Below are 13,125 nucleotides of genomic sequence, written 5' to 3'. Positions count from 1 at the left end.
AGTGGAGGTGCTTATGAGCGTTCGTTTCTATAAAAAGTTAATTTTTATCATTCTATTTATTGCTTGTGTAATCGTGGGTATTTATCAATTCACTCACATGATTCAAAATAATAACAAAGATAAGGATAATAAAACTATTCGAATTGGTGTTGCAATCTACCGTGGGGATGATACTTTTATCTCCACCATGATGGGGGATTTGGATGATTACGCTAAAATGATAGAACAGGAAAAGGGAATTAAGATTAAAATCGATATTGCAGATGCCAATGAAAATCAAAGCATACAAAATGATCAAATTAATAAGTTTATTTCACTTAAATATGATGTCCTATGCGTTAACATGGTGGATCGAACGGAAGCTTCAACAATTATAGATAAAGCAATGGAGGCCAATATACCAATTGTATTTTTTAATCGTGAGCCAGTAGAGGAGGACATGAATCGTTGGGAGAAGATGTATTATGTAGGCTCTGATGCAAAAAAGCAAGCCGTATTACAAGGAGAATTAGTAATAGATGCTTACAAAGCAGATCCAGGGAGTATTGATATCAATGGGGATGGAACGATTCAATACGTGATGCTAGAAGGAGAAATAAGGCATCAGGATTCTATGGTTAGAACCGAGTGGTCAGTACTAACCTTAAAGAATAGTGGTTTGGAATTGGAAAAGTTGGTGGGTGGAATTGCAAACTGGGAGCGTACACAAGCTTCTGCTCTTATGGAAACGTGGCATAAGTTATATGGAGACCAAATTGAATTGATTATTTGTAATAATGATGATATGGCTCTGGGTGTAGTAGATGCCCTAGATCGTGCAAATTATAGTTTTCATAATATTGTAGGAATTGATGGAACGCCTCAAGGGATTAATGCTGTTAAGGAAGGAAAAATCCTCGGAACAGTAATGAGTGATACCACTCTTCATGCGAAAGCAATTTTTGATATTGCCTATGCTTTAACCACTGGAGGGGATGTCTCTGAGGTGGTTACTTTGGAGGATAACAAATATGTTCGAATAGAGCAGAAAAAGCTTACATTGAAAGAAGTGGAGTAGTGGAGTTGGATAGAAGAAAGAGTGTTAAATTACATTAACTTTTTTTCGTTGATTATACTAACAAACTAGATGCTTTATTGATTTAGGAAGTATTTGTGGCATATTAAATACAAATATAAGTCTGTAACATGTCCTTTAATTTTAGGAAAGTTATGGACTTTTCCAATTTAAAGTAGTGGGGGATGTTTGTAGAGAATTAGAATAGGTCAGTTCCATACAAACGAATAGTTTTAGCGATTTTGTATAGAAAATATATTCAAATTGAAGAAAATTCGTCTATAATCATAGAATATTCTATGGAAAATCTTCCCTGTAAAATTTATTATATAGTTGTAATAAATATTTCAGATTTTAGATAAGGAATCTGTATATTTTTAACAACATAATAATGCTTGTAAGCATTGGAAGCGTGGAGGGATGATATGAAAAGAATTTTTGTATTGTTACTAACCTTACTAATGGTGGTATCTATGGCCGGATGTAAAAAGGAAACAGAAACGGTTAAGAACACTGGGGATCAACTGGAGGTTGGAATTTGTATTTACAAATTTGATGACAACTTTATGACTCTTTACCGAGAAGAATTACAAAGTTATTTGGAAACTACTTATAATGCGAAGGTTACTGTCATGGACGGTAAGGGGGACCAAGCAGAGCAGACCAATCAAATCCAAAACTTTATTACCCAAGGTGTTGATGTATTGATATTAAATTTAGTGCAGTCTTCATCTACCGAAGTAATTGCTGATATGTGTGCAGAAGCAGGTATCCCAGTTGTATTTATTAACCGTGAGCCTAGTGAAAGTGAAATTACTCGTTGGAGTGATAAGGATATAAAGGCTACTTATGTTGGAGCAGATGCAAGACAATCTGGAACCTTCCAAGGTGAAATTATCTTAGAACAATCGGATAAAGGGGATATCAATGGGGATGGAAAAGTTAGCTATGCTATGATTGTTGGAGATCCTGAGAATGTCGATGCACAATATAGAACAGAGTATTCGATTAAAGCATTAACAGATGCTGGTATGGGAGTAGAAAATTTATTTGAACAAAGAGGTGATTGGGACCAAGCAAAGGGTCAAGAATTGGCAGCGAACGCTTTGACACAGTTTGGTGATCAAGTAGAAGTAATCTTCTGCAATAATGATGCAATGGCAAATGGTGCGAAAGTTGCGATTGAAGCAGCTGGTAGAATTGTTGGGAAGGATATCTATCTAGTTGGTGTAGATGCACTTGATGAAACCGTTGCCTATGTAAAAGAAGGAACCGTAACCGGTACTGTATTAAATGATCATGTAGGTCAGTCTCATACTGCAGCAGATGTGGCTGTGAAGATGGCAAAAGGTGAAAAGGCAGAGCACAAGTATACAGTAGATTATGTAAAGGTTACGTCCGATGGAAACTTAGCTACAGAAACAAGTAAAGAAACAGGGAAAGAAACCAGTGAAACAGCAAAAGATTTTACGGTTGGCATCTGTATTTATAAATTTGATGATAACTTTATGACACTTTATAGAGAAGAATTACAAAGCTATCTTGAGGCTACCTACAACGCAAAAGTTACAGTGATGGACGGAAAAGGAGATCAAGCAGAGCAAACGAACCAGATACAAAACTTTATTACTCAAGGAGTAGATCTGCTTATACTTAATCTTGTGCAAGCTTCTTCTACCGAAGTAATTGCTGATATGTGTGCAGAAGCAGGTATTCCAGCAGTATTTATTAACCGTGAGCCTAGCGAGGATGAATTAAATCGTTGGAAAGAGAATGAAATAAATGCAACTTATGTAGGAGCAGATGCAAGACAATCAGGAACCTTCCAAGGTGAAATTATTTTAGAGCAAAAAGATAAAGGAGACATCAACGGGGACGGCATTATAAGTTATGTAATGATTATCGGTGACCCAGAAAATGTAGACGCTAAATATAGAACTGAATTTTCAGTAAAAGCTCTTACGGATGCGGGCATGCAGGTAAAAGAATTGTTTGCACAACGTGGTGATTGGGATCAAGCAAAAGGGCAAGAATTAGCAGCGAATGCATTGACTCAGTTTGGAAATGAAGTTGAAGTAATCTTCTGTAATAATGATGCTATGGCAAATGGAGCTAAAGTTGCCATTGAATCCGCAGGTAGAACAGTAGGTAAAGACATTTATTTAGTAGGTGTAGACGCACTTGATGAAACTGTACAATACGTAAAAGAAGGATCCGTTACAGGAACTGTATTAAATGATCATGTTGGCCAGTCTCATACTGCAGCAGATGTTGGTGCACAAATGGTAGGTGGTACTAAGGTAGAAGCAAAATATACCGTTGACTATGTAAAAGTAAAATAATAGAAAAGCAAAGGGCTGTAGCAAAGTTTTGCATACAGCTCTTTGCAAAGGGAGGTGTAGGCACATGGCTGAGTATAGATTAGAGATGACCGATATCAGCAAAAGCTTTCCTGGAGTTCAGGCCTTGGATCAAGTCACCCTAAAGGTACGTCCTGGAACGGTTCATGCTCTTATGGGAGAAAACGGCGCTGGCAAATCAACCTTAATGAAATGTCTCTTTGGAATCTACAAAATGGACACGGGTGAGATTAAGCTAGATGGTGAAAAGGTTACAATCCTCAATGCGGACGATGCATTAAAAAAAGGAATTGCCATGGTACATCAAGAGCTACAGCCAATTCCTGAGCGTAGTATTGGTGAAAATATCTTTTGCGGTAGATATCCTACAAAGAAGCTATTGTGGGTTCTTCCTATAATTGACCATGATAAAATGTATGAGGAATCGGAACGTTTACTAAAGGAAGTTCGTATGGACTTTGATCCTAAAGAAAAACTGGGATCGCTCTCTGTTTCACAAATGCAGTCGGTTGAAATTGCAAAAGCTGTTTCTATGAATGCCAAAGTCGTAATTATGGATGAACCTACCTCTTCCTTAACCTCCAATGAGGTGGAGGCATTATTTACGATAATTAATGATTTACGAAAAAAAGGAGTATCCATTATATATATATCGCATAAAATGGACGAAATCCTTCAAATATCCGATGATGTTACAATCATGCGAGATGGTAAATACATTGGTACTTGGGAAGCGAAAGATTTAACTACAGATCTGATTATTACGAAGATGGTGGGACGTGAGTTAACAAATATATACCCACCTAGAGAAAATGCTCCTGGAGAAGTTATTTTAGAAGTGAAGAACTTCACAAGTATCCATAAGAAATCCTTTAAAAATTGTAGTTTTCAATTAAGAAAAGGAGAAATCTTAGGCTTGGGCGGTTTAGTAGGAGCTCAACGAACCGAACTCGTGGAAGCCATATTTGGTATCCGCAATATCGTAGAAGGTGAAATTATATACAAAGGGGAAAAAATAAAAGCTCGGAAGCCGAAAGATGTCATTGATAAAGGCATTGCTTTATTAACTGAGGATCGCCGGGGTTCCGGCATCTTTGGAGTGTTATCCGTAAAAGACAACGTATCAATTGCTTCACTTAAGCAATACGTAGATTATAAAATTATTTTAAATCATAAGAAAATAAATAAACTTGTGGTAGAAAACATAGCAAAACTAAGCATAAAAACGCCTAGTAATAAAACCCTAATTCAATCGTTATCTGGTGGTAATCAGCAAAAGGTTATTATCTCAAGGTGGTTAGCCAATAGCCCAGACGTATTAATACTTGATGAACCTACAAGAGGAATTGATGTTGGAGCGAAGTATGAAATCTATACGATAATGGCTGAACTTGCGAAGCAAGGAAAAAGCATTCTGATGATTTCCTCTGAAATGTCTGAACTAATGGGGATGTCCGATCGAATTATCGTAATGTGTGATGGTAGAATTACAGGAGAACTACCAAGTGAAAAAGCAAGCCAGGAAGCAATTATGAACCTTGCCACACAGTTTAAATAGGGGGAATTCCAATGAATAAAGAGAGCATTAATAAAAAATCAGTTTTGAATTTGTTATTTAACAATACAATTATTGTAATTTTAGTTATTATGGTAATCTACGTTGGAATAACCAAAGACAACTTCATTTCATTGACTAATTTTAAAAATATCTCAATGAACACAGCAATCAGGTTTTTAGTTGCACTGGGTGTAAGTGGATGTTTAATTACAAAGGGGACCGACCTATCGGCTGGTAGAATTGTAGGATTGGGTGCTTGTATTGCAGCAACACTGCTACAAAGAACAGATGCGTCTGGCAAGTTCTTTCCTCACTTAGGGAATGTTCCTATATTAGGAGTTTTATTATTGACGGTAATCATCTGTTGTATGATTGGCTTAATGAATGGTCTGATTATCACTTATCTAAAGGTTCCACCGTTTATTACTACTTTAGGTACTCAAACTGCGGTATATGGTATTTGTCTTGTGTATACAAAAGCAACACCTCTTGGAAGTTTTCGTAAGGAATTTATCAGAATTGCAGGTGGGGATTTTTTAAAGATTAAAAATTTATCCAACTTACTTGTAATTGCCGTTGTGGTAGGAGCACTTATGTGGTTTCTATATAATAAAACGAAACACGGAAAATATATGTATGCTATTGGTGGCAACGAAGTAGCCGCTGAAGTATCCGGTGTTAATGTAACAAGATCTAAGATTATTATTTATACGTTAGCAGCAGGATTATATGCGATTGCGGGATTTTTGTTAGCTTCGAAATCAGGAGGAGCAACGGTAAATTATGGTCAAGGCTATGAATTAGAAGCAATCGCTGCTTGTACCATCGGTGGTGTTTCTACCAATGGTGGCGTTGGTAAAATCTCTGGTATATTAGTGGGTGTGCTGGTTTTCGAATTATTAAAGTCTTCGTTGCAATTCTTAGGCGTTCCATCGGATTATACGTATATTGTTCAAGGTATTGTGATTGTTTTTGCAGTTGCGCTAGATATTCGGAAGTATATTGCGAAGAAGTAGGGAATTCTTCATTCGAATTTAGAACAGTTAATAATAGCTGTCGCAGTAAGTAATTAATCGTGTTAATATTTTAATATTCAACTGTTTCCGTTCTTATTTGGACTATCTTATTATGTGTTTACATTTTAAGGTAGTCTTTTTTTAATTAATAGGAGAGTTCTTCGAACTTTCCTATTAATTAAAAGCCTCCGGCGGATGCACACGACTAGGTAAGGAATGATGTCACAAAAAAGTTGCGACACCCGGTGGTTGCGTGAACAAAGTGTGCTTATGCAGATTTTTGCTCACGAGAGTGTGTGGAGCACACTTTGTTTTTGTAGTGTTTTTACTTGACTTTTGCTTAGTCACTCTAAGGATAAATGATGTGGATCGATAATTAACTCACCATATTATCTTCAAGCCGTTTGTAAGAATTTTCAAACTACCGATGTGCGCAATAAAAAAATGTAAAAGTTGTGCAATAATGGAAAAATTTAGAACTTATGCACAATATGCACAAAAAAAAATTGGAAATTATGTGCATTGGAAAAAAATGACGAAAAAGTATAATATAATTATAGACAAAAATATATTTGAGCAACAAATAAACGTTGCGCATTAAGGGAAGGAGAATTATGAAAACGAAAAAAAGTGGATGGAGAGGTTTTCTAAAAAAACTCTACAAATACAGAGTATTTCTACTCATGCTTGCTCCAGCAGTGATTTATACACTGATTTTTGCTTACTATCCAATGACGGGAATTGTAATGGCATTTAAGAAGTACAATTACGCAGGCGGAATTTGGGGAAGCCCATGGAACGGTCTTGAGAATTTCAAATTCTTTTTCAAATCAGGGCAGGCAGGGTTAGTAACCAGAAATACAGTATTATATAACGTTATGTTTATTGTAGTTAATACAATTGCACAGATTGCAGCGGCTATCCTGCTGACAGAGATTCATAATAAATACTACCGTAAGATTACACAGTCTGTAATGTTTTTACCATACTTTATTTCATGGGTTATTGTAGGTGTTATGGCATTTAACATTTTTAGTTCGGATTACGGATTCTTAAATCGCTTGATTACCTACTTTGGTGGAGAAAAGATTTCTTTCTATACAACACCACAGGTATGGCCATTTATTCTTTTGTTCTTTAGTGTATGGAAAGGAATTGGATACGGTTCCGTAATGTATTTAGCCGCAATCATGGGAATTGATACATCAATTTATGAAGCAGCAAAAATTGACGGAGCAAATGTTTTTCAGAGAATTTTTAGAGTAACAATACCGTCGATTATGCCAACAACAATTATCTTATTTTTATTATCAGTCGGTGGTATTTTTAAAGGAAACTTTGATATGTTCTACAACCTGGTTGGATATAATGGCTTGTTATATAACTACACAGACGTAATTGATACCCTGACCTTCCGTGCTTTAATCAGTAGTAATGACTTTGGAATGTCAGCAGCAATTGGACTATATCAGTCAGTTCTTTGCTTTGTTACAATTCTGATTGTAAATAAATTAGTAAGTTTATACGAAAAAGATTATACATTATTTTAGGAGGTGAAAGAGTGGTATCTTCCAAGCATTCAAATAAAATAAAAAAAGGTTCCGATGTTATTGTACTGAACATTATTGCATACGCATTTTTAGGGCTGATCGCATTAATATGCCTGGTTCCATTTATCATGATTGTATCTGGCTCTTTATCTTCCGAAGAAGCAATAATTAAAAACGGTTTTAGCATTCTTCCTCAGGATTTCAGCTTAGAAGCATACAAGACAGTATTCAAAGATCCATTCGTTGTAGTTAGAGCTTATGCAACAACAATTGGGTTAACGGTTATAGGAACTGTTGTTGGTCTATTACTTCAGACTATGACTGCCTATGTTTTATCTAGAAAAGATTTTGAATGGAGAAGGATATTTTCGCTTTTCTTTTACTTTACTACATTGTTTTCAGGTGGACTTGTTCCATATTACATATTAATTACACAGAAATTAAATCTACGTGACAGTTACCTTGCTTTATTACTTCCAATGATCTTCAGTGTTTACAATCTGCTAATAATGAAAAGTTATATTTTGGGAATTCCAGATTCTCTTATTGAAGCGGCAAAAATTGATGGCTGTGGAGAGTTCCGTACATTATTCAAGGTTGTTTTCCCACTGATTAAACCTGCACTTGCAACCGTTGGACTTTTCATTGCACTTGCATACTGGAATGACTGGTACAATGCAATGCTTTACATAAAGAGCCCGGATAAATATCCATTACAGTACTTCCTGTATCAGCAGATAAATAATATCGAAGCATACAAGAAACTGCTTAACACTGTAGGGGCAAGTAGCATAGCTAGTGCGGTAACACTTCCAACTCAGACTTTAAAGATGGCACTTACCATCGTTGTAACTGGACCAATCGTTTTAGCATATCCAATTGTTCAAAAATACTTTGTTCAGGGTATTACAATTGGATCAGTAAAGGGCTAAGCCCAATCAAATTCATGCATTAGGGAGCATTTCCCAGTGAATAAAATTCATTTTAGTAATGCAGGTTAAGTAGATTTAATTATTTCAAGGAGGATGTTATGAAAAAAAGAACGAAAAAAGTATTATCAGTTTTACTGGCAACTGCAATGACAGTAGGAATGCTTGTAGGTTGCACTTCTAAGACTGAAAAAACTCCAGACACTACAAGTACATCTACTGGCAGTCAGGGAAGCACAACAGCTGTTGATACATCGGAGCATGTAGATCTAACCATGTATCTGATTGGGGACAGAACACCAGATTTTGACGAGGTCTATGGAAAAATTAATGAAATTCTTGAAGAAAAATTAAATTGCTCATTGAATGTAGAATTCTTATCTTGGGGCGATCATGGTACAAAGTATTCACTTCTATTCTCTTCACAGGAAGATTTCGATTTAATCTTTACAGCATCAAGCTGGTGTCATTATGAACAGACGGTTGCTTTAGGTGGATTTGCGCCTCTGTCAGAAGAGTTTATACAGACTTATGCACCTGATATCTGGGATGTTGTACCAAAAATGGCATGGGATCAAGCAAAAATTGATGGACAGATGTACATGGTTCCAAACTATTCAAACGAATTTGGACAGGATGTTATGGCGGTTCGTGGTGATTTAATGAAAAAATATGGTTTTGATAATATTACAAGTTGGGATGAATTGATTCGTTTCTATAAAGCTAGTGCTGCAGACGGTATATATGCAAGCCAAGGTGGTCCATGGTTTCAGTATTTCCAGATACAGGGATATACAATTACAGGTGGAGCACCACAAGGCGGAGAGCTTGTTCTTTATAACACACAGAATCCAGAAAATTTAGAGTTCACATTAACTACGAAATGGGATGGTTTCCGTGATTACTGTCTCCAGATGAAAGAACTTGCCGATGCTGGAGCTTGGTCAAGTGATGTACTAAACTCAAGTGATGAAAGGCAGACAGGTCTACTTACAGGAAGAACGGCAGCAATGATCTGGAACATTGGAAGTTGTATGACTTATGCAAAACAGGCAAACACAGAAAATCCAGACTGGAATGTTACAATCGTAGATCCAGTCGCTTCACAGCCAAAAAAAGTCAACTCATACATTAACAATGGTGTTGCAATCAATGCAAGTAGTAAGAACAAGGAAAGAGCTATGATGGTATTAAATGAGTTCTATACGAACCCAGATGTCTATGATCTTGCAATGCTTGGTATTGAAGGTAAACATTGGGAAGCAGTAGGCGATGACCAGTATAAAGTAATCGATGAGAGTGGCTATGGTGTCAGCAGCAACTGTAACTGGGGATGGAACAATGCAAGCATCCAGAGAACAGAATATATTGTAGACAGAACACCATTACATGATACGCACGATGCATTACAGGAAGCATTTGTGAGCAATATCAAAGCAGATCATATATATGATGGATTTAACTTTGACTCAACAACTGTTAGTACACAGTTTGCAGCAGTAGAAGCAGCACTTGGTACTTACTTTGATCCATTGAAAAATGGACTTGTAAAAGATGTTGATAAATCAATTGAAGAATTGAATGCAGCGCTAGAAAGTGCTGGAATTCAAGCTGTATTAGATGAACTTAACCGTCAGGCAGCTGAATATGTAGCATCGAAGCAGGCGAATTAATTTATTGTAATCTAAAATTAAGAAGTTACTGATTTGACAATTGACAGTTACAATTATTTAACAAATAAAAAAGCATAAGGGTGGGAGGGCTACTACAGAAATCGTAGCAGCCCTTCTTAAATTCTTAGACGTAGATTGAAATAGAAAGCCTTCATTCTAGTATAAGAATTAAAAAAGGTAGGGGAGCAGGAATGACTTTAGATGAAATCGCGCGTGAATTAGGCTTTTCAAAAAGTACCATTTCTAGAGCACTGTCTGGAAAAGGTAGAATCGGGAAAGAAACCGTGGAGCTAGTGCAGAACTTTGTAAGGAATATTGAACATGAGGCGGAAGAAAAAGAAATAGCGAAAAACAGTACCCATAATATCGGGGTAGTACTTCCAGCAGATATTTATTATGGATGTGGTAATTATTTTCAGAACTGCTTGCTTGGAATCTGTGAATCTGCAACCATGTTCGGATATAATGTTCTACTTACAATAGGAAAGCAGCATGATATTTCAGAACTACAGTTTCTTGTTGAAAATAAAAAAATAGATGGGATTGTTCTGACTAGAAGCCTTGAAGATGACAAGGCACTTAAGTATCTAACAGATATGAATTTTCCGACTGCAATCACAGGAAGCTGTCAGTATGAGAATGTGATTCAGGTTGATACAGATAATGAAGAGGCAGCAGAAAAAATGACTTCCATGCTGATAGGAAGAGGCTTTAAAAAGTTTGCTCTTTTACTAAAGGATATGACTTTTATTGTAGATAAAAAGCGGCATGAGGGATTCTGTAAGGCGTTGTATAAAAATGGAATTCCAAAGCAGAAACAGCTGTTCTATAATGGTACAGTAAAAATGGAGTTTTTGGATTCTATCATTGGTAATCTCATAGCACAAAAAGTAGAATGTGTTATATGTGGAGATGACGAAGTCTGCACCATGATTATGTCAAGACTTCATGCAGAAGGCTATCGGATTCCAATGGATATTGCAGTCGCATCCTTTTATAACAGCCCCAATTTAGAGTGTTATTCTCCTGCGGTTACCTCAGTGAATGTAGCAGCAAGTCAGATGGGAAATATGGCAGGTAAACAGTTGATTCAGTGTCTTTTGGGGAGACCATACGAAACCAGAACAATGATAGACTATGATATTTTGTTCCGTAAATCGACAAATTAAACTACTAAGTATGTGTATTTATTGCACAGTTACTATGAGTCGTTACACAAGAATGGAGAAGAAGTTTCATGCAGGAATTTAAAAAAGGAATGGATATTTCATTTCTACCAGAGCTGGAAGATAAGGGAATGAAAATCAAAGATTTTGATGGGAATGAAATGGATGGGTTTGATCTTGCAAAAAAATACGGAGTGAATGCAATTCGTCTCAGACTCTGGAATAATCCAGAAAATGTGGAGGAATCAAATGGTTACTGTAATCTTTCAGATACCATTGCGATGGCAAAAAGAATCAAAGCACATCAGATGAGCTTTATGCTAAATTTTCATTATTCAGATTTCTGGGCGGACCCGGGAAAGCAGAGAAAGCCAAAAGACTGGGAAAATTTAGAGTTTTCAGAATTAAAAGAAGCAGTATTTACCTATACAAGAGATACCCTGCTGACTTTAAAGGGAGAAGGAGTTCTTCCAGAAATCGTGCAGATTGGAAATGAGATTCGAAGTGGTCTGCTTTTTCCCGAAGGTGAGCTTCCTAATTATACAGGAATGGTTGAGCTGGTGAATGCAGGAATCCAAGGTGCCAGAGCAGTTGCAGATTCGGATACTATGAAAATTATGATTCATTTGGACCAGGGGGGACGTTATTTTTACATAAAAGAGTGGTTCGACAAAGCTTTTGAGGCAGGTTTAGAGGATTTTGACCTGATAGGACTGTCTTACTATCCGTTTTGGCATGGAACCTTCATGGATTTAAAAGAGACTTTAAGTAAGCTGGTTTTGGATTATCAGAAGCCAATTATGATTGTGGAGACAGCTCATGCCTGGAGAAAGAGTGCGCATGGATTTATCGATGAAAGTCAGGAAAAGATTGCTGGAGTTCTAGCCACACCGGAAGGGCAGAAAAAGGTACTGGACTTAGTTATGAATATTACAGCTTCCCTTCCGAATCAGATGGGGTGTGGTGTATACTATTGGGAACCTCTTTGTATGCCACAGCCAGGGGAAGGTGGATGGGCTGAAAACATGGGACTTCTCGATGAAAACGGACAGGTATTAGAAGGAATTCATTCTTTTGAGTTTAGCAGAGAAAAGTTTCGTAGCAAGGAGACAGCGAAAGTATATGAACCACCACTTCTTCAAATTCAGGAAGGCAAATACCCAGTACTTCCAGAACAGCTTTCCGTACTGTATTATGATGGTACATTAGAAAAGAAATCGGTAATTTGGGAAACAGATTTGCCAGAATGGGTGGAAGGAACATATTCCATTCAAGGAAAGATAGAAGGCGTAAAAGAACCCGTTAGCTGTAGAGTTCAGGTATTCAAAGAGATGCCTGTCAGAAAGAATTTGCTTTCAGATACAAACTGGGATAACGGGCTGACTCAGTGGGATTTGGAAAAATCAGAAGAGCAGGTTGTTGTACAGCTTTTTCCGGAATTTGAAGATCCTTTTCCAGCACCGCCACTGAATGCCATTCGTGTGGAGTCTCCAAAGAACTTTACCTTTTGTGTCAGTCAGCAGGTGGACATTACCAAAGAAGATTACTATAATCTGCAGGTGGAATATAAAGGAACAGATACCACGAATGTTGAGATACGTTTATTTATAAAGACATCAGAAGAGATATGTGAGACGATGATTCATCCCACCGAGCATGAATGGGGAATCTATGAAGTGAAACATGTCTTATGTAAACCTGGAAAAATAACAGTTGGAATAAAAATAAAATCACCGCCAGTGTATGGGCTAATACGAAAATTTCAACTCTTTTCATAATCTTTATATTTACAAGAAGATAAATCGTGTCATTGGTATGT

The 13,125-nt window shown here is 36.8% G+C and carries 9 protein-coding genes; all 9 read left to right on the top strand.

Translation table 11 applies throughout. The annotated features are described in order from the left end of the window. The first annotated feature begins 13 nt into the window (after positions 1-13). The 9 genes from BN4220_RS16325 to BN4220_RS16285 all read left to right on the top strand — a co-directional run bounded on the left by BN4220_RS16325 (position 14) and on the right by BN4220_RS16285 (position 13,084). The gene (locus BN4220_RS16325) at positions 14-1,057 is read left to right on the top strand and encodes a galactose ABC transporter substrate-binding protein (protein ID WP_066718881.1); all 1,044 of its coding nucleotides are present in this window, start codon (positions 14-16) and stop codon (positions 1,055-1,057) included. Between the two features lie 422 nt (positions 1,058-1,479). Then, positions 1,480-3,396: a substrate-binding domain-containing protein gene (locus BN4220_RS20705; protein WP_082812354.1), complete on the top strand. Its 1,917-nt coding sequence runs from the start codon at positions 1,480-1,482 to the stop codon at positions 3,394-3,396. Positions 3,397-3,460: 64 nt separating this feature from the next. After that, a complete protein-coding gene (locus BN4220_RS16315; RefSeq protein WP_066718872.1) occupies positions 3,461-4,972 on the top strand; it encodes a sugar ABC transporter ATP-binding protein in 1,512 nt (503 codons plus the stop codon). Positions 4,973-4,983: 11 nt separating this feature from the next. Further along, positions 4,984-5,988: a galactose/methyl galactoside ABC transporter permease MglC gene (locus tag BN4220_RS16310; protein ID WP_066718870.1), complete on the top strand. Its 1,005-nt coding sequence runs from the start codon at positions 4,984-4,986 to the stop codon at positions 5,986-5,988. Between the two features lie 614 nt (positions 5,989-6,602). Beyond that, positions 6,603-7,538: an ABC transporter permease gene (locus tag BN4220_RS16305; RefSeq protein WP_066718867.1), complete on the top strand. Its 936-nt coding sequence runs from the start codon at positions 6,603-6,605 to the stop codon at positions 7,536-7,538. 11 nt (positions 7,539-7,549) lie between these two features. Further along, positions 7,550-8,470 (top strand): carbohydrate ABC transporter permease, encoded by a 921-nt coding sequence (locus tag BN4220_RS16300; protein ID WP_242867808.1) that lies wholly within the window; start codon positions 7,550-7,552, stop codon positions 8,468-8,470. A gap of 98 nt (positions 8,471-8,568) precedes the next feature. Further along, positions 8,569-10,140, top strand: coding sequence for an ABC transporter substrate-binding protein (locus BN4220_RS16295; protein ID WP_066718864.1), 1,572 nt, complete (start codon positions 8,569-8,571; stop codon positions 10,138-10,140). Between the two features lie 134 nt (positions 10,141-10,274). Continuing rightward, positions 10,275-11,309 carry a LacI family DNA-binding transcriptional regulator gene (locus BN4220_RS16290; protein WP_347477144.1) on the top strand — a complete coding sequence of 345 codons (1,035 nt, stop codon included), beginning with the start codon at positions 10,275-10,277 and terminating at the stop codon, positions 11,307-11,309. A gap of 68 nt (positions 11,310-11,377) precedes the next feature. Then, positions 11,378-13,084 (top strand): glycosyl hydrolase 53 family protein, encoded by a 1,707-nt coding sequence (locus tag BN4220_RS16285; protein ID WP_066718860.1) that lies wholly within the window; start codon positions 11,378-11,380, stop codon positions 13,082-13,084. Positions 13,085-13,125 lie beyond the last annotated feature (41 nt).

The organism is Clostridium sp. Marseille-P299 (assembly GCF_900078195.1).
Classification (GTDB): Bacteria; Bacillota; Clostridia; order Lachnospirales; family Lachnospiraceae; genus Lachnoclostridium.
Note: the sequence above shows the minus strand (reverse complement) of the source record. Positions and strands in the feature narration are given on the sequence as shown.